This is a genomic window from Kitasatospora sp. NPDC022856 (genome assembly GCF_055561235.1).
Genome location: NZ_JBVHHE010000009.1, coordinates 39325 through 61100 on the forward strand (window position 1 = coordinate 39325; position 21776 = coordinate 61100).

At 73.6% G+C, this 21776-nt stretch carries 20 protein-coding genes; 10 read left to right on the top strand and 10 right to left on the bottom strand.

Going from position 1 to position 21776, the window contains the following annotated elements:
* Window positions 1-60: 60 nt before the first annotated feature.
* From ACZ34W_RS13180 to ACZ34W_RS13190, 3 genes are all read right to left on the bottom strand, one after another.
* Entirely contained in the window at window positions 61-2127 is a 2067-nt protein-coding gene (locus tag ACZ34W_RS13180) for a S9 family peptidase (RefSeq protein ID WP_465603685.1), read from the bottom strand.
* Between the two features lie 112 nt (window positions 2128-2239).
* Window positions 2240-2572, bottom strand: a complete 333-nt coding sequence (locus ACZ34W_RS13185) for an ArsR/SmtB family transcription factor (protein ID WP_329486894.1) — start codon at window positions 2570-2572, stop codon at window positions 2240-2242.
* A 28-nt stretch (window positions 2573-2600) separates the two neighbouring features.
* The gene (locus ACZ34W_RS13190; RefSeq protein WP_329486893.1) at window positions 2601-2975 is read right to left on the bottom strand and encodes a hypothetical protein; all 375 of its coding nucleotides are present in this window, start codon (window positions 2973-2975) and stop codon (window positions 2601-2603) included.
* Window positions 2976-3234: 259 nt separating this feature from the next.
* Between ACZ34W_RS13190 and ACZ34W_RS13195 the strand changes: the two genes are divergently transcribed.
* The gene (locus ACZ34W_RS13195; RefSeq protein ID WP_329486891.1) at window positions 3235-6090 is read left to right on the top strand and encodes a DEAD/DEAH box helicase; all 2856 of its coding nucleotides are present in this window, start codon (window positions 3235-3237) and stop codon (window positions 6088-6090) included.
* Window positions 6091-6154: 64 nt separating this feature from the next.
* On the opposite strand, the gene ACZ34W_RS13200 is transcribed toward ACZ34W_RS13195, so the two are convergent.
* From ACZ34W_RS13200 to ACZ34W_RS13210, 3 genes are all read right to left on the bottom strand, one after another.
* Entirely contained in the window at window positions 6155-7057 is a 903-nt protein-coding gene (locus ACZ34W_RS13200; RefSeq protein WP_329492052.1) for a 5'-3' exonuclease, read from the bottom strand.
* A gap of 103 nt (window positions 7058-7160) precedes the next feature.
* A complete protein-coding gene (locus ACZ34W_RS13205; protein ID WP_465603687.1) occupies window positions 7161-8240 on the bottom strand; it encodes a cation diffusion facilitator family transporter in 1080 nt (359 codons plus the stop codon).
* Between the two features lie 282 nt (window positions 8241-8522).
* The gene (locus tag ACZ34W_RS13210; protein ID WP_329486888.1) at window positions 8523-9263 is read right to left on the bottom strand and encodes a gamma-glutamyl-gamma-aminobutyrate hydrolase family protein; all 741 of its coding nucleotides are present in this window, start codon (window positions 9261-9263) and stop codon (window positions 8523-8525) included.
* A gap of 155 nt (window positions 9264-9418) precedes the next feature.
* On the opposite strand from ACZ34W_RS13210, the gene ACZ34W_RS13215 reads away from it, so the two are divergent.
* From ACZ34W_RS13215 to ACZ34W_RS13230, 4 genes are all read left to right on the top strand, one after another.
* The gene (locus ACZ34W_RS13215; RefSeq protein ID WP_329486887.1) at window positions 9419-10813 is read left to right on the top strand and encodes a glutamine synthetase family protein; all 1395 of its coding nucleotides are present in this window, start codon (window positions 9419-9421) and stop codon (window positions 10811-10813) included.
* Between the two features lie 5 nt (window positions 10814-10818).
* The gene (locus ACZ34W_RS13220) at window positions 10819-12186 is read left to right on the top strand and encodes an aldehyde dehydrogenase family protein (RefSeq protein WP_329486886.1); all 1368 of its coding nucleotides are present in this window, start codon (window positions 10819-10821) and stop codon (window positions 12184-12186) included.
* A gap of 9 nt (window positions 12187-12195) precedes the next feature.
* Window positions 12196-13002 carry a 3-oxoacyl-ACP reductase gene (locus ACZ34W_RS13225; RefSeq protein WP_329486885.1) on the top strand — a complete coding sequence of 269 codons (807 nt, stop codon included), beginning with the start codon at window positions 12196-12198 and terminating at the stop codon, window positions 13000-13002.
* A 121-nt stretch (window positions 13003-13123) separates the two neighbouring features.
* A complete protein-coding gene (locus ACZ34W_RS13230) occupies window positions 13124-14299 on the top strand; it encodes a DUF2510 domain-containing protein (RefSeq protein ID WP_465603691.1) in 1176 nt (391 codons plus the stop codon).
* Between the two features lie 139 nt (window positions 14300-14438).
* Here the strand turns inward: ACZ34W_RS13230 and ACZ34W_RS13235 are convergent, their stop codons facing one another.
* The 3 genes from ACZ34W_RS13235 to ACZ34W_RS13245 all read right to left on the bottom strand — a co-directional run bounded on the left by ACZ34W_RS13235 (window position 14439) and on the right by ACZ34W_RS13245 (window position 17400).
* Entirely contained in the window at window positions 14439-15362 is a 924-nt protein-coding gene (locus tag ACZ34W_RS13235) for a lytic polysaccharide monooxygenase auxiliary activity family 9 protein (protein WP_329486882.1), read from the bottom strand.
* A gap of 249 nt (window positions 15363-15611) precedes the next feature.
* The gene (locus ACZ34W_RS13240; protein ID WP_465603693.1) at window positions 15612-16070 is read right to left on the bottom strand and encodes a hypothetical protein; all 459 of its coding nucleotides are present in this window, start codon (window positions 16068-16070) and stop codon (window positions 15612-15614) included.
* 97 nt (window positions 16071-16167) lie between these two features.
* Window positions 16168-17400, bottom strand: coding sequence for an amino acid deaminase/aldolase (locus ACZ34W_RS13245; RefSeq protein ID WP_465603695.1), 1233 nt, complete (start codon window positions 17398-17400; stop codon window positions 16168-16170).
* A 117-nt stretch (window positions 17401-17517) separates the two neighbouring features.
* Between ACZ34W_RS13245 and ACZ34W_RS13250 the strand changes: the two genes are divergently transcribed.
* Window positions 17518-18261, top strand: a complete 744-nt coding sequence (locus ACZ34W_RS13250) for an SseB family protein (RefSeq protein WP_465603697.1) — start codon at window positions 17518-17520, stop codon at window positions 18259-18261.
* An 83-nt stretch (window positions 18262-18344) separates the two neighbouring features.
* On the opposite strand, the gene ACZ34W_RS13255 is transcribed toward ACZ34W_RS13250, so the two are convergent.
* Window positions 18345-18722 (bottom strand): DUF1844 domain-containing protein, encoded by a 378-nt coding sequence (locus ACZ34W_RS13255; protein WP_329486878.1) that lies wholly within the window; start codon window positions 18720-18722, stop codon window positions 18345-18347.
* 483 nt (window positions 18723-19205) lie between these two features.
* Between ACZ34W_RS13255 and infC the strand changes: the two genes are divergently transcribed.
* The 4 genes from infC to ACZ34W_RS13275 all read left to right on the top strand — a co-directional run bounded on the left by infC (window position 19206) and on the right by ACZ34W_RS13275 (window position 21773).
* Window positions 19206-19928, top strand: a complete 723-nt coding sequence (gene infC, locus ACZ34W_RS13260) for a translation initiation factor IF-3 (protein ID WP_465603928.1) — start codon at window positions 19206-19208, stop codon at window positions 19926-19928.
* A gap of 139 nt (window positions 19929-20067) precedes the next feature.
* Window positions 20068-20262: a 50S ribosomal protein L35 gene (gene rpmI, locus ACZ34W_RS13265; RefSeq protein ID WP_329486877.1), complete on the top strand. Its 195-nt coding sequence runs from the start codon at window positions 20068-20070 to the stop codon at window positions 20260-20262.
* A 109-nt stretch (window positions 20263-20371) separates the two neighbouring features.
* Window positions 20372-20767 (top strand): 50S ribosomal protein L20, encoded by a 396-nt coding sequence (gene rplT, locus ACZ34W_RS13270; protein WP_329486876.1) that lies wholly within the window; start codon window positions 20372-20374, stop codon window positions 20765-20767.
* Window positions 20768-20906: 139 nt separating this feature from the next.
* Entirely contained in the window at window positions 20907-21773 is an 867-nt protein-coding gene (locus tag ACZ34W_RS13275) for a TrmH family RNA methyltransferase (protein WP_329486875.1), read from the top strand.
* The last annotated feature ends 3 nt before the right edge of the window (window positions 21774-21776 follow it).

A 21776-nucleotide genomic window follows, 5' to 3' on the forward strand; every position in this document is an offset into this window, starting at 1 on the left:
GCGGTGCGGTTCCTGGGGGGGGCTGCACCCGGTCCTTCTCCGCCGGGGCCCCCGCCACCGCTACCCCAGGGCGCCCCGCAGGAAGGCGAGTTCGGCCGCCGTGACCTGCTCGCCCACCCCGTCCGGGGTCATGTGGGTGACGCCCGGCAGCGGCAGCACGCTGTGCGGGCGGCCCGCCCGGGTGAGCGCCTGGGAGAGCAGCAGGGTGTGCGAGGGGTGCACGTTGTCGTCGGCCAGGCCGTGGATCAGCAGCAGTGGCCGGGTGAGCGACGGCGCGTCGTCGATCAGGCAGTCCGCCGCGTAGCCCTCGGGGTTGTGCTGCGGCAGGTCGAGGTAGCGCTCGGTGTACGCGGTGTCGTACCGGCGGAAGTCGGTGGGCGGCGCGCCCGCGCAGGCGGCGTGGAAGACGTCCGGGCGGCGCAGCACGGCGAGAGCGGCGAAGTACCCGCCGTAGGACCAGCCGCGCACGCCCACCCGGCCCAGGTCGAGGTCGGGGTGGTCCGCGGCGAGCGCGTGCAGCGCGGCGACCTGGTCCTCCAGCGCGGCCGCGGAGAAGCGGCGGAAGATCGCCCGGGTGAAGGCGGGGGAGACGAACGGGGTGCCCCGGTTGTCGGTGGTGACCACCGCGAAGCCCTGGTCGGCCCACCACTGGCGGAGCTGCCAGCGGCGCGGTTCGTTGGCCACCGCCTGGTAGCCCGGGCCGCCGTAGACGTCGAGCAGGACGGGCAGCCGCCGGCCGGGCAGATGGCTGCGCGGGTACACCACGGCGGTGGGCAGGCCGTGTTCGGTGACCCGGGCGAGCCGCGGTTCGACCCGGTACGGCAGGACGGCGGACAGGTCGGTGGGCGCCGCCTCGCCCCAGGGGCCGGTCAGCCGGCGGCGGACGCCGTCGGGGCCGGCCGAGACGAGCAGCAGGGTGTCGGCGGCGGCCAGCGCGGAGTGCACGCCGGGGCCGGAGCTGACCGGCTCGGGGGCGCCGCCGTCCGGGTCGACCAGGTGGACGTACTGGTCGGCGGGGTCGCCCTGGCCGGTCTCGCAGAGCAGCCTGCCGCGCAGCCGCCCGACCACCCGGCGGATCTGCAGGCCGGTGGTGTCCAGCGGCCTGCCGTCCACGGCCAGGCCGCGGGCGGCGGGGGTGTCGTGGGCGGTGAGCAGCCGGCCGCCGTCCAGCCGGGCGGGGGTGCCGGGCAGGTCGTCCACCCAGAACTCGTCGGTGGTGCGGGAGAGTTCACGGGTGGTGCCGGTGGCCGCGTCGGCGGTGAGCAGCAGCACGTTCTGCTGGAGGCGGTCGGCGACGGTGAGCAGGACCTCCCCGGTGCCGGCCCACTCGGCCGCGCAGAGGTAGGGGAACGCCTCGGCGTCCCAGCGCAGCCGGGTCCGGGCGCCGTCCAGGTCGAGGATCCAGAGCTGGACGTCCGCGTTGGGCCCGCCGGCCTGCGGGTAGGCGAAGTCCTCGGGCCGCTCGTCCGGGTGGGCCGGGTCGGCGAAGTAGCGCCGGGGCAGGGCGGCTTCGTCCACCCGGGTGGCCAGCAGCGCGCCGCCGTCCGGGCGCCACCAGTGGCCCCGGGCGCGGCCCAGCTCCTCGGCGGCGGCGAACTCGGCGACGCCCCAGCGGGCGCCGTCGGCGGGACTCAGCGGCGCGGGCGCCGGGGTGACGTGGAGGGCGTCGTCGGCGACGTAGGCGACGCGGTGGCCGGCCGGGTCGGGGCGCGGGTCGAAGGCCGGTCCGGTCACCGGGAGTTCGGCGCAGGTGCCGGCGGTGGTGTCGGCGCGGAACAGCCGCCCGTCCAGGGTGAACACGGCGACCGCGAGGTCGGCGGTGGCGGCGAAGGTGCCGATGCCGGCGGCGGTCAGCCTGGTCCGTTCGCGCAGCCGCCGCTCGACGGCGGGCAGGTCGTCGCGGTCACCGCCGCGGCCCGGAGCGAGCACGGCGGGGTCGGCGACCAGGCGTTCCTCGCCGGTGGCGAGGTCGAGGAGGTGGAGCCGGTCGACCCGGTCCTGCGGGCCGGCCGAGCGGAGCAGCAGCAGTCGGGTGCCGTCCTCGCTGAGGGTGATCGCGCGCGGGGCGCCGTGGCCGAAGCGGCCGGTGCGGGCGCTGAGGTCGAGGAAGGGATCGGTGAGGGTCACGGCCCGATGGTCGCCGCGAGGTACCTTCCCGGACCAGTAGGGCGCCATGTGAAATGTCACACATCACCCGCCTGTGAGGTGATGCGGCGTCCAGGGGCCGTCGGGCCGGGCGTCAGTCGGCGCCGGCGCGGAGTTCGGCGAGCAGGACGCTCTGCTCGGCGATCAGCCCGGTGAGGATCCGCCGGGCGGTGAGCAGCAGGTCGGCGACCTCGGTCCCGGACAGCGCGTACACCACCGTGCTGCCCTCCCGGGTGGCGGTGACGATGCCGGACCGGCGCAGCACGGCGAGTTGCTGGGAGAGGCTGGACGGTTCGATCGCCAGCTCGGCCAGCAGGTCGCGGACGGGCGTCGGTCCGGCCTGCAGTAATTCCAGCACCCGGATCCGGACGGGGTGGCCGAGCATCCGGAAGAACTCGGCCTTGGCCTGGTACAGCGCGACCGCCACGGCGCTCCTTTCCTGGTGCCCGGCCCGGTCAGATCTCCAGTCCGACCTCGATCCGCTTGAGGTGGTGGCGGGCCATCGCCAGGTTGGCGCGGCTGCGGTTGAGCGCCAGGAACAGGAAGAGCCCCCGGCCGTTCGGCATGGTGAGCGGCCGGAGCAGGTGGTACTGGCTGGTGAGGCTGACCAGGATGTCCTCGATCTCGTTGTCATGGAGGTTGAGCAGCTCCATGGCCCGCATCTTGGCCCGGACCACGTCGGTGTTGCCGGCGGCGGCGACGTTGAGGTCCAGCTCGCCGCCCTCGCCGAGGGTGCCGAGCGCCATGCCGCTGCCGTAGTCGACCAGGGCCACGCCGATCGCGCCCTCGATCGCCATGGCCTCCTTGAGCGAGGTCTCCAGGTTCGCCATCGTCTTCTCCTCCTGTGAGCGGGGGACTCCCCTGCGTGGTGGCTCTGGGACCGAATGTAGGGAGAGGGGACGGCGTGGCACCGGGAATGACCGGAGACGTTCGAAGATGGCCGCTTCGTCGCTGCTTGAAGACATTTGCAACTATGGATGTGAGAGAGAACCGATCCGGTAGCGCGAAAAAATCAGTGCTATCGATGTCAGTCCTCCCGGGTAACCTCTCGCTGAGATGCGAGATCACACCAATCACACCCGGACGGCGATGAACACCCCTGAGCCCGAGCAGCCCGAAGACCGGGAGCTCAGCCCCGCCGAGGCGTACGCGGCCTTCCGCCGCCGGGCCAAGGAGCAGGCCAGCGCCCTGTACGGCTTCCAGCAGCTCTACGACTTCCCGCTGGACGACTTCCAGCTGGAGGCCTGCCGGGCGCTGGAGGGCGGCGACGGCGTGCTGGTCGCCGCGCCCACCGGCTCCGGCAAGACGATCGTCGGCGAGTTCGCCGTGCACCTCGCCCTCCAGTCCGGGCGCAAGTGCTTCTACACCACGCCCATCAAGGCGCTCTCGAACCAGAAGTACGGGGACCTGGTCAAGCGCTACGGCGCGGCCAAGGTCGGCCTGCTGACCGGTGACAACAGCGTCAACGGGGACGCCCCCGTAGTGGTCATGACCACCGAAGTGCTGCGCAACATGCTCTACGCCGGCTCCTCCTCGCTCAACGGCCTCGGTTACGTGGTGATGGACGAGGTGCACTACCTCGCCGACCGCTTCCGCGGCGCCGTCTGGGAGGAGGTCATCATCCACCTCCCCGAGTCGGTGGTGCTGGCCTCGCTCTCCGCGACCGTCTCCAACGCCGAGGAGTTCGGCGACTGGCTGGACACCGTGCGCGGCGGCACCAAGGTGATCGTCTCCGAACACCGCCCGGTGCCGCTGTGGCAGCACGTCATGGCCGGCAACCGGATGTACGACCTGTTCGCCAACCCGGACCGCGACGGCCGCCCCAAGGACGCCCCGCGCAACCCGGCCAAGGCCGTCAACCCCGAGCTGGTCCGGCTCGCCCGCTCCGAGCTGGACCGCAACCCGCGCGACCGGTTCGGCCGCGGCCGGGGCCGCTCGATGCCCAACGGCCGCCCGGGCAAGGTCTGGACGCCCGGCCGGGTCGACGTCATCGACCGGCTCGACGCCGAGGGCCTGCTCCCCGCGATCACCTTCATCTTCAGCCGGGCCGGCTGCGAGGCCGCCGTCCAGCAGTGCCTCAGCTCCGGGCTGCGCCTCAACAAGGAGGAGGACCGGGGCCGGGTGCGGGCCATCGTCGAGGAGCGCTGCGCCGACATCCCCGACGAGGACCTGCACGTCCTCGGCTACTTCGAGTGGCTCGACGGGCTGGAGCGCGGCATCGCCGCCCACCACGCGGGGATGCTGCCGCGGTTCAAGGAGGTGGTCGAGGAGCTCTTCGTGAAGGGTCTGGTCAAGGCCGTCTTCGCGACCGAGACACTGGCCCTCGGCATCAACATGCCCGCCCGCTCGGTGGTCATGGAGAAGCTGGTCAAGTGGAACGGCGAGACGCACGCCGACATCACCCCCGGCGAGTACACCCAGCTCACCGGCCGGGCCGGCCGCCGCGGGATCGACATCGAGGGCCACGCCGTGGTGCTCTGGCAGCGCGGGCTCGACCCGGAGGCGCTGGCCGGCCTGGCCGGCACCCGCACCTACCCGCTGAAGTCGTCCTTCCGGCCCTCGTACAACATGGCCGTCAACCTGGTCTCGCAGTTCGGCCGGCACCGCTCCCGCGAGCTGCTGGAGACGTCCTTCGCGCAGTTCCAGGCGGACCGCTCGGTGGTCGGCATCGCCCGCCAGGTCCAGCGCAACGAGGAGGGCCTGGACGGCTACCGCGCGTCCATGACCTGCCACCTGGGCGACTTCGACGAGTACATGGGCCTGCGCCACCAGCTCAAGGACCGCGAGAACGAGCTGGCCCGCGAGGGCAGCAGCCAGCGCCGCGCGGCCGCCGTCGAGTCCATCGAGCAGCTCAAGCCGGGCGACGTCATCCACGTCCCCACCGGCAAGTTCGCCGGTCTCGCGCTCGTCCTCGACCCGGGCCTGCCGCCGGTCAGCCGCAACGGCCGGGTCGGCTCGCGCCACCCCGACTTCCAGGACGGCCCGCGCCCGGTGGTGCTCACCGCCGAGCGGCAGGTCAAGCGGCTCGCCATGATCGACTTCCCGCACCCGGTCGCCGCCCTGGAGCGGGTGCGCATCCCCAAGTCCTTCAACCCGCGCAGCCCGCAGTCCCGGCGCGACCTCGCCTCCGCGCTGCGCACCAAGGCCGGCCACCTGGAGCCCGAGCGGTTCCGCAAGGGCCGCGCGGCCGCCGCCGACGACGCGGAGATCAGCCGGCTGCGCGCCGCCCTGCGCCAGCACCCGTGCCACGGCTGCGACGAGCGCGAGGACCACGCGCGCTGGGCCGAGCGCTACCACCGGCTGCACCGCGACACCGAGCAGCTGGAGCGCCGGATGCGCTCCCGCACCCACACCATCGCCCGCACCTTCGACCGGGTCTGCGGCCTGCTCACCGACCTCGGCTACCTCCGGGGCGACACCGTCACCGACGACGGCAAGCGGCTCGGCCGGCTCTACGGCGAGCTGGACCTGCTCGCCTCCGAGTGCATCCGCGAGGGCGTCTGGAGCGGTCTGGCCGCCGCCGAGCTGGCGGCCTGCGCCTCGGCGCTGGTCTACGAGTCCCGGCAGTCCGACGACGCCGCCGCCCCCCGGGTGCCCGAGGGCGGCACCAAGGAGGCACTCGGCCAGATGATCCGGATCTGGGGCCACCTGGACGCCCTGGAGGAGCAGCACCGGATCAACACCGCCGAGGGCGTCGGGCAGCGCGAGCCGGACGTCGGCTTCGCCTGGGCCGCGTACCGCTGGGCCCTCGGCCACAACCTGGACTCGGTGCTGCGCGACGCCGACATGCCGGCCGGTGACTTCGTCCGCTGGACCAAGCAGCTGATCGACGTGCTCGGCCAGATCCAGGACGCCGCCGGCGAGGACGCCGAGCTCCGCCGGACGGCCCGCAAGGCCGTCGACGGCCTCCGCCGCGGCATCATCGCCTACTCCTCGGTGGGCTGACCGTCGCACGCCGAAGGGGGGCCCGTCGTCATCGACGACGGGCCCCCTTCGTGCTGCCGGGGTGTCAGCGCGCCGCGAGTACGGCCAGGACGCGCTCCAGGGAGGTGCCGAGGCCCCAGCGGGCGGAGAGCTCCTCCAGGGTCATCGGGTCCAGCGGCTCGCGCGGCAGGGCCGGGTCGAAGGGCGGCAGCGGCGCGTCGGCGGCGACCCGGACCACGGTCGGGGCGACGTCCAGGTAGGCCGCGCCCTCGACGATGTTGCGCCGGCGGGCCGGGGTGAGCTTCGAGCGGATGTCGAGGGCGGCGGCCCGGATCGCCGGGAGGTCGCCGTACTCGTTGATCAGCTGGGCGGCCGTCTTCTCGCCGATCCCCTTGACACCGGGCAGGCCGTCGCTGGGATCGCCGCGCAGGGCGGCCATGTCGGCGTACCGGGCGCCGCGCACGCCGTACTTCTCCAGCAGCAGCGCGTCGTCGGTGACCTGGAGGTTCCCCATCCCCTTGACCGGGTAGAGCACGGTGATCCCGCGGGCGTCGTCGACCAGCTGGAAGAGGTCGCGGTCCCCGGTGACGATCTGCACCGGGCCCTCGGCCCGGGCGGTGAGGGTGCCGATCACGTCGTCCGCCTCGTAGCCGGGGGAGCCGACCCGGGCGATGCCGAGCGCGTCCAGCACCTGCTCGATCACCGGTACCTGCGGGGCGAGCGTGTCCGGCACCTCCTCCTCGCCGTCGACGGCCGCCTCGGCGACCCGGTGGGTCTTGTAGGAGGGCACGAGGTCGACCCGCCACTGGGGGCGCCAGTCGGCGTCCATGCAGGCGACCAGCTGGTCGGGCCGGTGGTCCTGGACCAGTCGGGCGATGAAGTCCAGCAGGCCCCGGACGGCGTTGACCGGTTCGCCCTGCGGGGAGCGCAGGGAGTCCGGCACGCCGTAGTAGGCCCGGAAGTACAGGCTGGCGGAGTCGAGCAGCATCAGTCGCGGTGCGGTCACGTCTCAGATCATGCCGTACCCGGCCGACAGCCCGCCGGTTCCGGCGCTCCCGGGGTCCCTCTGTCCCGGCTTCGGCGCCCCGGGCTCAGTGCTCGTGCGGTCCGGCGCGGTGGACCGGGCCGTGCGAGTCGGCGCAGTGCTCGGGGAGGTCGCCGGCGGGGGTGGTGATCTGCAGCAGCGCGCCCGCCTCGTCCTCGCCGACGTGGTCGACCTGGAGGGTGCTGTGGGTGATCCCGTACTCGCCCGCCAGCCGGCGCTGCAGCTCCCGGCGGACGGCGTGGCAGTCACCGCCCGGGGTGACCAGGATGTGCGCCGACAGGGCCGGCTGGCCGGAGGTGATCTCCCAGATGTGCAGGTCGTGGATCTCCTCCACCAGCGGCTGGGCGACCAGCCGGTCCGCCACCGCGTCCGGGTCGACGCCGGCCGGGGCGGCCTCCAGGAAGATCCGCCCGGAGGCGCGGACCAGGCCGATGCCGGCCTTCAGCATCAGCGCCACCACGATCAGCGAGGCGATCGCGTCCGCCCGGGCGAACCCGGTGGTCAGCATCACCGCGCCGGCGACGGCGGTGGCGATGAACGCGTAGAGGTCGGTGACCACGTGCTGGAAGGCACCCTCGACGTTGAGCGAGCTGCGGTTGGCCTTGGACATGCACCAGGCGGCGGCCAGGTTGACCACGATCCCGATCAGCGCGGTGACCAGCACCAGCGAGCCGGTCACGTCCGGCGGGTCGATCAGCCGGGTGACGGCCTCGTAGCCCAGCCAGGCCGAGAGGACCAGCAGGGTGACGCCGTTCGCCTGGGCGGAGAGGATCTCGGCGCGCTTGAGCCCGTAGGTGTAGCCGCCGCGGGCCGGGCGGGCGGACAGCCGCATCGCCACCAGGGCCAGCACGATCGAGGCGGCGTCGGTGAGCATGTGCGCCGCGTCGGAGATCAGCGCCAGCGACCCGGCGGCGAAGCCGACCACCACCTCGCCGGCCATGAACACCACGATCAGCGCGAGGGCGCTCACCAGCCAGCGGCGGTCGGCGTCGGCGGCCACGCCGTGCGAGTGCCCGCCGTGACCGTGCCCGCCGTGACCGTGCCCGCCGTGCCCGCTCCGCGCGGGCCCGTCGCCGCGCCGGTGGTCATGCGCATGATCATCGTGGGAGTGGTCGTGCCCGGCCATCGAAGTCCTCTCCTGGACGCGCGGGGGTGGAGGCAGGGAGGCGAACGCCCCGCAGTCGAAGTGAACCGCAGATCGAAGGAAGATCCAAAGGCTGCACTGGAGACCGTTGTCATTGCCGCGGCGCGACCCCCGCCCGGTGCCGCCGCGCCACCGCTGAGCAGGGAAGACGCGAATCGGGCAGGTCGGACGGCTCGGCCCCGCCCCGACCGCCGTGGCGGCCGACGCGGTGACCGTGCGGCCCGCCGGACCGGTGGCCGTGACCGCCCGGCGGGCCGGGCGGGTCTAACCGAGCGCGCCGACCGGCTCCAGCGGGACCGTCCGGGCCGCCGTCGCAGCCCGGACCAGGGCCTGCATCACCCGCAGGTCGTCCCCCTGCTCGGGGTGCCACTGCACCCCGAGGGTGAACCCGGGTCCCTCCACCGCCTCCACGGTGCCGTCCGGCGCGTGCGCGCTCACCCGCAGCCCCGCGCCGAGCCGGTCCACCGCCTGGTGGTGGAAGGTCGGCACGGTCAGTTCGCTCTCCGGCAGCAGTCCGCCGAGGAGCGTCCCGGGCACCGGCCGCACCGTGTGCTCCCCGTACGTGCCGGGCGTCCCGGCGTGCACGTCGGGGTGCACCACGTCCGGGAGGTGCTGGACGAGCGAGCCGCCGCAGACCACGTTCAGCACCTGCATGCCCCGGCAGATGCCCAGCAGCGGCATGCCCGCCGCCAGGGCCGCCCGCAGCAGCGCCGACTCCCACTGGTCCCGCTCCGGCGAGTCCGCCTCGGTCAGCGGGTGCGGCGGCTGCCCGTAGTACGCCGGGTCGATGTCCGGTCCGCCCGTGATGACCAGGGCGTCCAGCCGGGCGAGCACCTCCGGCGCGCGCTCCGGGGAGTCCGGCGGCAGCAGGAGCGCGATCCCGCCCGAATCCCGCACGTACGCGGTGTACCGCTCGGGCACCAGTGCCACCGGGCGGTTCCGCCAGTCGCTCCAACTCACGTCCACCTGGTAGGTGCTGACGCCGATGAAAGGCCTGCGATCCATGGCGGGCATTCTCCTCCAGCCCCGCCTGATACCCCGTCAACCACGCGTATCGGCGCGCCACACCCGTCCGCCCTCTTCCGCGCTGTCCGTGGCAGGCCGTACGGTTCGCTGTGACCGTGTGATCTCGCTGAGTGAGCGAAGGGGAGGGTCCCGTCATGCCCGACAACACCGCCGCGACCGCGCGGCCGCGCGCGCCGCTCACCCTCGGCGAGCTGCGCACGCTGGTCGACGCCGGCGAGATCCACACCGTCGCGCTCGCCTTCACCGACATGCAGGGCCGGCTCCAGGGCAAGCGCTTCGCCGCCCGGTTCTTCCTCGACGAGGTCGCCGAGCACGGCGCCGAGGCCTGCGACTACCTGCTCGCCGTCGACATCGACCTCAACACCGTCGACGGCTACGCCCAGTCCTCCTGGGAGACGGGCTACGGCGACTTCGCCATGCGCCCCGACCTCGGCACGCTCCGGCTCACCCCCTGGCAGCCCGGCACCGCCCAGGTCACCGCCGACCTCGCCCGGCACGGCGGCCACCCCGTCGACACCGCGCCCCGGCAGGTGCTGCGGCGTCAGATCGAGCGCCTCGCCGAGTACGGCCTGGCGGCCGACATCGGCACCGAGCTGGAGTTCCTGGTCTTCCGCGACACCTACGAACAGGCCTGGCTCGGCGGCTACCGCGGCCTCACCCCGGCCAACCAGTACAACGTCGACTACTCGCTGCTCGGCACCGCCCGGGTCGAGCCGCTGCTCGCCCGGATCCGCAACGAGATGGCCGGCGCCGGCCTCGTCGTCGAGTCGGCCAAGGGCGAGTGCAACCTCGGCCAGCACGAGATCGCCTTCCGCTACGCCGACGCCCTCACCACCTGCGACCAGCACAGCGTCTACAAGACCGGCGCCAAGGAGATCGCCGCCCAGCAGGGCTGCGCACTCACCTTCATGGCCAAGTACGACGAGCGCGAGGGCAACAGCTGCCACATCCACCTCTCGCTGCGGGACCTCCGCGTCCCGGGCGGCGCCCCGGCCTTCGCCGACCGCGACGGCCGGATGACCGACACCATGCGGCACTTCCTCGCCGGCCAGCTCGTCGCCCTGCGCGAGTTCAGCGTGCTCTACGCGCCCAACATCAACTCCTACAAGCGCTACCGGCCCGGCTCCTTCGCCCCGACCGCCGTCGCCTGGGGCCGCGACAACCGCACGTGCGCCTACCGGGTGGTCGGCCGCGGTCCGAGCCTGCGGATGGAGAACCGCGTCCCCGGGGGCGACGTCAACCCGTACCTCGCCGTGGCGGGCATGATCGCCGCCGGTCTGCACGGCCTCCAGCAGAAGCTCGAACTGCCCACGCCCTGCCTCGGCAACGCCTACGCCGCCGACGAGTACACCCGGGTGCCCGGCTCGCTGCGCGAGGCCGCCGACCGCTGGTCGCAGAGCGAGCTCGCCCGCGCCGCCTTCGGCAACGACGTCGTGGAGCACTACCTGCACATGGCCCGGGTCGAGCAGTCCGCGTACGACAGCGCCGTCACCGACTGGGAGCGCTACCGATCCTTCGAGCGGATGTGAGCCGCGTGGGGAGTCCCGCCGTCAGCACCGTCCTCAACCCGGCCACCGGGGAGGTGCTCGGCACCGTCCCGGACACCACCCCGGCGCGGCTGGACGCCGCCGTCCAGCTCGCCCTCAAGGCCCAGCAGGGCTGGGCCGCGCTCGCCCCCGGTGAGCGCGCCCGGCTGCTGCGCCGCTTCGCCGACCAGGTCGAGGTGCACATCCCCGAGCTGGCCGCCCTGGAGGTGAGCGAGGCCGGGCACACCGTGGGCAACGCCCGCTGGGAGGCCGGCAACGTCCGCGACCTGCTGGAGTACGCCGCCGGCGGGGTGGAGCGGCTGACCGGCCGCCAGATCCCGGTGGCCGGCGGCCTGGACGTCACCTTCCACGAGCCGATCGGCGTGGTCGGGGTGATCGCCCCGTGGAACTTCCCGATGCCGATCGCCGCCTGGGGCTTCGCCCCGGCCCTGGCCGCGGGCAACGCCGTCCTCCTCAAACCCGCCGAGGCCACCCCGCTCACCGCGCTGCGGCTGGCCGAACTCGCCCTCGCCGCCGGGCTCCCGGAGGGCCTGTTCCAGGTCGTCCCCGGGGCCGGCGCCACCACCGGTCGGGCACTGGTCGACCACCCTGCCGTCCGCAAGATCGTCTTCACCGGCTCGACCCTGGTCGGCAAGGAGGTCGCCGCCCGGTGCGCCGCCCAGGCCAAGCGGGTCACCCTCGAACTCGGCGGCAAGAGCCCCAACATCGTCTTCGCGGACGCCGACCTCGCCCGCGCCGCCGACCCGATGTCCTTCCTCGACAACAGCGGCCAGGACTGCTGCGCGCGCAGCCGCATCCTGGTCCAGCGCGAGGCCCTCGACGACTTCCTCGCCCTGCTGCTGCCCGCCGTCGAGGCCGTCCGCACCGGGGACCCGGCCGACCCGGCCACCGAGCTCGGCCCGCTGATCTCCGCCGCCCAGGTCCGCCGGGTCGCCTCCTACGTCACCCCCGAGCTGCCGGTGCTGGCCCGCGGCGCGGTCCCCGACGGCCCCGGCTTCTGGTACCCGCCGACCGTGCTCGCGCCCACCGACCCGACCGTGCCCGCGGCGACGGAGGAGATCTTCGGCCCGGTCGCGGTGGTGCTCCCCTTCGACGGCGAGGCGGACGCCCTGCGGCTGGCCAACGGGACTCGCTACGGACTCTCCGGGTCCATCTGGACGCGGGACGTCGGCCGCGCGCTGCGCCTGGCCCGGGGCGTCGCGGCGGGCAGCCTCTCGGTCAACTCGCACTCCTCGGTGCGGTACTGGACGCCCTTCGGCGGGTTCGGCGAGTCCGGCATCGGCCGGGAGCTCGGGCCGGACGCGCTGGTCCCCTTCACCGAGACCAAGAACGTGTTCATCCAGAGCGAGGAGTAGGAGCCAGCCATGAGCGAGAAGCCTGCCGCGGCCGGGAAGGACGGCCCGGTCTGCCGGCGCCTGGTCGGCCGGACCGCCGTGATCACCGGCGCGGGCAGCGGCATCGGCCTGGCCGCCGCCCGCCGGCTCGCCTCCGAGGGGGCGAAGGTCGTGTGCGCCGACGTCGACGAGGCGACCGGCGAGGCGGCCGCCCAGGAGGTCGGCGGCCTCTTCGTGCACACCGACGTGACCGACCCGTACATGGTCGAGGCGCTCTTCGACCAGGCCTACGAGACGTACGGCAGCGTGGACGTCGCCTTCAACAACGCGGGCATCTCGCCGCCCGAGGACGGCTCCATCCTGACCACGGAGCCGGCCGCCTGGCACAGGGTCCAGGAGGTCAACCTGACCTCGGTCTACCTCTGCTGCAAGGCGGCGCTGCCGTACATGCGGCGGCACGGGCGCGGTTCGATCATCAACACCGCCAGCTTCGTGGCCCGGATGGGCGCGGCCACCTCGCAGATCTCCTACACCGCTTCCAAGGGCGGGGTGCTGGCGATGTCGCGCGAGCTGGGCGTGCAGTTCGCCCGCGAGGGCATCCGTGTCAACGCGCTCTCACCGGGGCCGGTGGACACCCCGCTGCTGCGCGAGCTGTTCGCCGCGGACCCGGATCGCGCGGCCCGCCGGCTGGTGCACATTCCGCTCGGCCGCTTCGCCCGGCCCGAGGAGATCGCGGCCGCGGTCGCCTTCCTCGCCAGCGACGATTCGTCCTTCATCACGGCGAGCGAGTTCCTGGTCGACGGAGGCATCGCCGGTGCCTATGTGACCCCGGTCTAGAGTCGATCCGGGGCCGATCGGGGCCTTCGTTCGGCCTTCTCACCGTAATCTCATGGAGAATGCCGGGAATCGGCGGTCGCGCTGATATCGCGTTTATCCGGCTGCCTTTAGATTCTCTGACGTGAGCGAGCAGATTCCCGCCGGGTGGTACCCGGACCCGAAGGACACCACCAGCGATCCGCGACCGCAGCGCTGGTGGGACGGTAAGGGCTGGACGGCCGACACCCGGCCCGCACCCTCGGACGCCCCGCCGGAGCCGGTGGCTCCCGCGGCCCCGGGGCCGGACGAGACCGCCGAGACCCGGGTGCTGGAGGGGGAGGTGCTGGGGAGCGGGCCGACGGTCCGCTACCCGGAGCCGCCCCCCTTCGGCGCCGCCTACGGCGCCATCGCACCCCCGGCGCCCAAGACCAGGCGCAGGCCGTCCAAGGTGGTGATCGCGGCCACCGTCGCGGCCCTGCTGGGCCTCGGCGCCGGCTCCGGGATCACCTACCTGGCGATGGACGGCCACGGCGAGCCGCGTGCCACGCACCGCACCCCGCGGCAGGCCCCGCCGATCGGCGAGGAAGGCCCGTGGGGCGGTCTGCCCGACCTGGGCGGCCCCGGTAGCGACGGCGGCCAGGGCGGCAACGGCGGCAGCGGTCAGGGCAACGGCAACGGCAACGGCGGCAAGGGCAACGGCCAGGGCCGGGGCAACGGCGGCAGCGGCCAGGGCAACGGTGGCCAGGGCAACGGCGGGAACGACGGCACCTCCCAGGGCAGTGACACCGCCGCCGACCTGGTGAACCGGATCACCCTGCCCGTCCCCTCCGGCTGGCAGGGCGGTACCACCCCGGACGGCTTCGCCGCGCTGAGCGTCGGCGCCTACACCTGTGACGGGGGCGGCAGCTGCTCGCTGGGCGGTGCCAACACGGGTGTGGTCGCCGGCGGCACCGACGTCCAGGCGGCGGCCAAGGCCGACATCGAGAAGGCCGCCAAGGACTCGTACAACGACCTCAACTCGCACCAGGAGCTGAAGTCCGAGGCGGTCAAGGTCGACGGCCGGGACGGCTACCTGGTCCGCTGGAAGGTCGACGCGGCGAAGGGCAACGACGGCTACGTGCAGACCGTCGTCTTCCCGTCCGCCGACGGCAAGTCGCTGATCTCCGTCCACCTCGGCTTCGACATCGCCGACAAGGCGCCCGACGTCGCCGTGATGGACACCATCGTCAAGGGCATCGCCGCCTACACCGGCAAGCTGCCCGCCTTCCCGGGCGGCGGCCCCGGCCCCGGCGGGGGCACCGGTACCGCCACCACCTGATCGCACCGCTCCGCTCACGTACGGCGGCCCACCCGGACACGTCCGGGTGGGCCGCCGCCGTGTTCACACGCCGAGCTGGGGATCGCCTGGGCCGGACCGCACGGGGGGCGGTGTGCGGTCCGGCCCAGGCCTCCGGCGGTCAGGAGTCGCGTCGAACAGCCTCGAAGCGACGGCGCCGGAGCACCATGCCGGCCCAGCCGACGCTGATCGCGGCGGCGCCGGCCAGCAGCAGCGGACCGGTGGGCGAGCCGCCGACGGCCGCGCTGGCGGTCGGCACCACCGCGCCCGCCGGCTCGTTCGCGTTGCCGCCGTGCCCGTTGTGGGAAACGGTGGACTTGGACTGGCCGGCGGCGATCTGCGCCTCGCTCGGCGCGGCCGGGGCCTGTGCGGCGAGCGCCGACACGGGCTGGTCGACGGCGGCCGCCGTCTTGCCGAAGTCGACGTCGGAGCAGCTGTAGAACGCCTCCGGGCTGTCGCTGCGCTGCCAGACCATGTACAGCAGCTGGCGGCCGGTGCGCTGCGGCAGCGTCCCCGTGTAGGTGTAGTAGCCGTCGGTGGCGGTGCGGGTGACCTGCACCTGGGCGACCGGGGCCGACTCCAGGTCGGACCACTTCAGCGGCTTGGTCGGGTCGTAGCCGGCCTTGGTGATGTAGACGGTCTGGGTGCCGACGTGCGCCGCGGTGACGCGGAACTTGAAGGCGAACGAACCGGCGCTGACCGGGGTGGCCGGCCAGTCGGTGCGGGGCATGTCGAGCGCCTTGTACTTGTCGCGGTTGGCCGAGCAGAGCTTGCCGTCCGGGATCAGCGCCTGGTGGTTGCCGTTCGCGTTGGCGATGTTGACCTCGTTCCAGTCGTACAGCGGCTGGGTGCCGCTCATCGCCACGAGGTCCTTGCAGACCTGGGACTTGGGAGTCTCCGGCCCTTCGGCGTAGCAGGCCGCGATGCGGCTGACCGGGTTGGTCATGGCACCGTGGGCGCTGGCGGTGCCGGCGGCGGTCGTCGAAACGGCGAGGACCGCGGCGCCTATGACGCCGAGGGACAGAGCGCTTCTCTTGATGGACATGGGGTGGGGACTCCTTGACCGTGTTCCGGGCCGAGAGTGTGGGGGAGTGGGCACGTCTGCCCGGGGCCCGCCGGCCCGGCGCGCGGGGCCCGGGCTGAGCGTATGATTGGACTAGACCAACTGGCAATAGCCCGTTGTGGCGTACTTTTTGACGGACTGTAGCCGTAGGCGCAGCACAGAGGCCCGAGGGGCGCCGGAGTTCGGGCGCCCCTCGGGCCTTCTTAAGGTGGGGGAAAGGCCGGGAAAAGGTCAGCGGCCGCCGGAAGGCCGGCCCGGGCCCTGCCCGTACTGGTGGAAGTGCGCGCCCCCGTGCACGTTCTTGGCCTGGATCACCATGCCGTATGTCGTTCCGCCGTTGAAGGTGTTCTCCAGGGACTCGCCGCCCGGTGCGGGCATTCGCGGCTCGAACTCCGCTAGGATGGCGCGGAGTTCGTCGGCCACCTCGGGGTTCTCCAGGAGTGCCTGGCGGAGCCGGCCGCGCCAGGTGCCGGTCAGGTCGTCGACGGCCCCGGTGTCACCGGTCTCCCGGGCGCGGGCGATGACCGTCCGCGAGCGCTCCAGGGCCGCGGCCTCCGCCTCGTCGGTCTCGCCCCGCCCGAACAGCGCCGCGAAGCGGGAACGCGCCTGGGTCCAGGCCTCGGTGGCCATCAGCCCGACCAGGGTGGTGGCACCCGAGGTCACCAGCCCCTGCACGATCTCGGCCTCCATGGCGCCCCCTGACGTCGCGTCCGGTCCTGTCGAGCACCACGGTAGGGCAACGAGGGTGCCGCGGCGGCCCGTTCGGCCGTGGTGGCGTACCCGGTGGTCAGAGGAAGGTCCGCTGCTCGCCCCGGTAGGTCGGGACGGTGCGCACCACCCGGTCGCCCTCGATCAGGTGCAGCTCGGCGAAGCGCTCGCACAGCTCGCCCGCCTTGGCGTGCCGGAACCAGACCCGGTCCCCGATCAGCAGGTCGTCGGCGGCCGCGCCGAGCAGCGGGGTCTGCACCTCGCCGGCCCCCTCCATCGGGTCGTAGCGCAGCCCCGGCGGCAGGTGGGGCACCGGCGAGCGGTCCGGCCCGGCCGCGCCGGAGGCCGGGTAGCCGCCGCCGAGCACCGTCACCACCCCGAAGCCGGGCCGGCGCACCACCGGCTGACCGAACAGCGCGGCCGGCCGGCCCCGGAACGAGCGGTAGTTGTCGAACAGCCGCGGCAGGTACAGCCCCGAGCCCGCCGCGACCTCGGTGACCGCCCGCTCCGCCACGGTCGACTCGACGCTGCCGGTGCCGCCGCCGTTGACGAACTCCAGCTCGGTCACCCGGCGCAGCCGCCGGACCGTCGCCGCGCGCCGCTCGGCCAGCTCGGCCCGGGCCTTCGCCTGCATCAGCCGGATCATCCGGGAGCGCACCGGCCGCCCGGGCACGCTGTCGCCCACCCCGGCGATGTGTCCCTCGTAGGCCATCAGCCCGACCACCCGGAACCCGCGGCGGCGCTGCACCAGCTCGGCGAAGGCTCCGAGGTCCTCGGGCGTGCGCATCGGCGATCGCCGGGCGCCGACCCGCACCCGCCCGCCGAACAGCTGCAGCGCGGTGTCCAGCTCCAGGCAGACCCGGACCTCGGCGGGGCCGGTCCGGGCCGCGTCGATCAGGTCGAGCTGGGCCGGGTCGTCGACCAGCACGGTGACGGCGGCGGCCAGCTCCGGATCGCCGGTCAGTTCGGCGAAGCCGGAGCGGTCCGTCGAGGGGTAGGCCAGCAGGACGTCGCGGGCGCCCGTGCGGGCCAGCCAGAGCGACTCGCCGAGGGTGAAGCTCATCACCCCGGCGAAGCCGTCCATGGTCAGCACCCGCTCCAGCAGGGCGCGGCAGCGCACCGACTTGCTGGCCACCCGGACCGGCTTGCCGGCCGCCCGGCGGACCAGGTCGGCCGCGTTGGCGTCGAAGGCCGCGAGGTCGACGACGGCCACCGGGCCGTCGAGATGGGCGGTGGCCCGGTCGTACCGGGCTCGGTCGGCGGCCGGCGAGGGCACGGCGGCGGTACGGGCAGCAGCTTCGAGCGTGGCCATGGGCGCAGAGTGCCACACCCCGCTACCGGTGGGTAGGCCTGCGGCGGACGATCCACCCCGACGGCGCGGATCCGCCTCGCCCCGGCGACGGGTGTGAGGTGGCATAGGGTCGGCCGGGTGGACCGCAAGAACATTCCGAACCCAGGATTCGCCGCCGACGACGGCACCGCCGACCCGGCGCTCGCCGAGGCGCTCGCGCGCTGGTCGCAGGAGCCCGGGGCCGAGCCGGAGGTGCTCGCGGCGCTGACGCCGACCCGGCTGATGGTCCCGATCGTCGCCGTCCTCGGCGAGGTGGAGCTGGACGAGCACGGGCACAAGCACGAGAAGACCAGTGACATGGCCGTCCCGGTGATCGAGGCCGCGGACGGCCGGCGGGCGCTGCCGGCCTTCACCTCGATGGAGGCGCTGACCCGCTGGCGCGCCGACGCCCGCCCGGCCCCGGTCGCCGCCCCGCAGGCCGCGATGGTCGCCTACTCCGAGCGCGCGGACACCCTGCTGATCGACCCGGCCGGCCCGGTGCCGTACCGGCTGTCCGGGGCCCGGCTGCGCGCGCTGGCGGAGAACCGGCCGTACCTGCCGCCGGTGCGCGACCCCGAGGTGCGCGAGGCCGTCCGGGCGCTGCTGGCGGCCGAGTCGCAGGTGGTGAGCGGTCTGCTGGCGCCCTACCAGGAGGGGGACGGCCTGCTCGCGGTGGTGCTGGACCGGGCGCTGGACCAGGAGGCCGTCCAGGCGGCCGCCCGGCGGATCGGGCAGGCGGTCGCGGCCGACCCGGTGCTGCGGGTCCGGCTCGACCGGGGCCTGAACCTGGCCGTGCTGCCGGCCGACGCCGCGCTGCCCGGCGAGCCGCTGTACCGCCGCTAGCGGCGCCCGGCCCACGCGCGGTGCCCGGACACCGGCGGTGCCCCCTCGCCCGGTGGCCGGGCACCGCCGGTGTCCCGGTGGGTTCAGGCGTAGACCGGCCCGGTGAACTTCTCGCCCGGCCCGGTGCCCGGCGCGTCCGGCACGATGGACGCCTCGCGGAAGGCCAGCTGGAGCGACTTCAGGCCGTCCCGCAGCGGGGCGGCGTGGAAGTTGCTGATCTCGGGGGCACCGGCGGTGACCAGCCCGGCCAGCGCGGTGATCAGCTTGCGCGCCTCGTCGAGGTCCTTGTCGGCCTCGCCGCCCTCGGCCAGGCCGCACTTCACGGCGGCGGCGCTCATCAGGTGCACCGCGACGGTCGTGATCACCTCGACGGCGGGGACCTCGGCGATGTCCCGGGTGAGGTCGTCGAAACCGATCGCCTCGTCGTCCGCGGCGGGGTTCTGGGTGGGCTCGCTGCTCAAGGGGGGCTCGTTCCGTCGTGCCGGTGTCCGTACCCAAGGAGCGTACAAGGGGGCCGGCCGGGGGTCGGGCCGTGGGGAGCGAGGGGCGGAATACCGGGCGCGGCCGAAACGCTGTATGCTTCGAGACTGACCGGCCAGGAGTTCCTGAGGAGCGCCCGGCCAGCAAGAGGAGGCTCCACCCAGGAGGCCCGAGAGGGCAACCGCGAAAGTCTCCCACCCGATCGGCCTCACGGTCGACGGGTCCCGGTCCGCGACGGGCGCCCAGGCGCCGAGTCGCCCGCCGCACCCCTCACCGGGTGCAGCCCCCGGTTGTGTGGAGCCCCGCTTGTACCGAGCGGGGCTTTTTTCGTGTCGCGGTGCATGCAGTGCCAATCAGCAAGGTAGGCAGCGCAGCACGAATGAAGCCCCGCCCAGTGGTCGAGTCCACTACGTGCGACCGCCGTCCGACGGCCGCATCGCAGAAGGTGCAACCTAGGAGGCCCCATCAGCACCGAGCCCCGCATCAACGACCGGATTCGCGTCCCCGAGGTGCGACTCGTCGGTCCCAGCGGCGAGCAGGTCGGCATCGTGCCGCTTGCCAAGGCGCTGGAGCTCGCGCAGGAGTACGACCTCGACCTCGTCGAGGTCGCGGCGACCGCCCGGCCGCCGGTGTGCAAGCTCATGGACTACGGCAAGTTCAAGTACGAGTCGGCCATGAAGGCCCGTGAGGCGCGCAAGAACCAGGCGCACACGGTCATCAAGGAGATGAAGCTCCGGCCGAAGATCGACCCGCACGACTATGACACCAAGAAGGGTCACGTCGTTCGGTTCCTCAAGCAGGGCGACAAGGTCAAGATCACGATCATGTTCCGCGGTCGCGAGCAGTCGCGCCCCGAGCTGGGCTTCCGACTGCTGCAGCGGCTGGCCAACGACGTCCAGGACCTGGGCTTCGTCGAGTCCTCGGCCAAGCAGGACGGCCGAAACATGATCATGGTTCTCGGCCCGCACAAGAAGAAGACCGAGGCGATGGCCGAGGCCCGCGCGATCGCGGACGCCCGCAAGGCCGAGCGTCAGGGCCGCACCCCCGGCTCCGACGCCGCCGAGGCCGACGAGGACGCAGCGCTTGAGGCCGAGAACGCCGCGGCCGAGGCGGAGGCCGACGAGGCCGCCGCCGAGGACGACGACGCCGAGGTCGAGCAGCCGGCCGAGGCCTCCCAGGACGCCTGAGCCTTCACCGGCCAGGGCGGTTCGGGAGACCGGCCACCAAGGTGAACGGGCGTCCGCCCGGTCATCGCAGATCCATCCTTCACGCCCGCGCGGCGCACACCGCGCGGGCGTGGACGGACCGACGAGGAGATACGGCGAAATGCCGAAGCAGAAGACGCACAGTGGCGCCAGCAAGCGCTTCAAGATCAGTGGCTCTGGCAAGGTGCTGCGCGAGCGCGCCGGCCGCCGCCACCTCCTGGAGCACAAGCCCTCCACGCTGACCCGCAAGCTGGCCGGCACCGTCGTGGTGGCCCCCGCCGACGCCAAGAAGATCAAGAAGCTTCTCGGCAAGTGATCGCCCTCCCGCCCGGCGCGAGCCGTGAGCGGGGCAGCTGATCCTTCCCGACCCATTCGAATGACGGACCGCGTGAAGTAGTCCGTGGTCCAACCCAAGGAGTAATCAAGTGGCACGCGTCAAGCGGGCAGTCAACGCCCACAAGAAGCGCCGGGTCATCCTGGAGCGCGCCAGCGGCTACCGGGGCCAGCGCTCGCGCCTGTACCGCAAGGCCAAGGAGCAGGTCACCCACTCGCTGGTCTACAACTTCAACGACCGCAAGAAGCGCAAGGGCGACTTCCGTCAGCTGTGGATCCAGCGCATCAACGCTGCGGCCCGTGCCAACGGCATCACCTACAACCGCTTCGTGCAGGGCCTGAAGGCCGCCAGCGTCGAGATCGACCGCAAGATGCTGGCCGACCTCGCGGTCAACGACCCGGGCGCGTTCGCCTCGCTCGTCGAGGTCGCGCAGAAGGCGCTGCCGGCCGACGTCAACGCCCCGAGGGCCGCCGCCGACGCCGCCTGATCCTCCTGGATCGGCCTGATCCCCCCGGGATCGGTTCGTCGCACCGACCGGACCCGCAGGCTCTCCCTGCGGGTCCGGTTTTGCGTTTCCCCGCCACAGTCCCTGCACGCCACCGGCGCCCCGCCTCAGAGACGAGACCATGTCGAGCACCGACACCCCCCTGCTGACCTCCCTGCGCTCGCCCCGCGTCGTCGCCGCCCGCCGGCTCGCCAAGCGGAACCAGCGCACCAAGGAGCGCCGCTTCCTCGTCGAGGGCCCGCAGGCCGTCCGGGAGGCCGTCGCGTTCGGGACGCTGCCGGGCACGGCCGACCACGCCGTGGTCGAGGTCTACACGACCCCCGAGGCCGCCGAACGGCACGCCGGCATCGTCGCCGCCGCCCGCGCCGAGGGGCTGCCGGTGCTCACCGCCACCGACGAGGTCATCGCGGACATCTGCGACACCGTGACCCCGCAGGGCATCGTGGCGCTCTGCCGGTTCATCGACACCCCGTTCGCCGAGGTGCTGGCGGCCCGTCCCAAGCTGGTCGCGGTGCTCGCCCACGTGCGCGACCCCGGCAACGCCGGCACCGTGCTGCGGACCGCCGACGCGGCCGGCGCGGACGCGGTGGTGCTGACCGACGCCTCGGTGGACCTGTACAACCCGAAGGCCGTGCGCGCCTCCGTCGGCAGCCTGTTCCACCTGCCGGTCGCCGTCGGCGTGCCGGTGGAGGAGGCGGTCGGCCGGCTGCGCGAGGCCGGCGTGCGGGTGCTGGCCGCCGACGGCGCGGGGGAGCGCGACCTCGACCAGGAGCTGGACGAGGGCACGCTGGGCGCGCCCGGCGCATGGGTGTTCGGCAACGAGGCCTGGGGGCTCCCGGAGGAGACCCGCGCCCTCACCGACGAGGTGGTGCGCGTACCGATCCACGGACACGCCGAGAGCCTCAACCTCGCGACGGCCGCCGCCGTCTGCCTCTACGCCTCCGCCCGGGCGCAGCGCTCGCCCGGCGGCTGCCGGGCGCGGGCGTAGGCC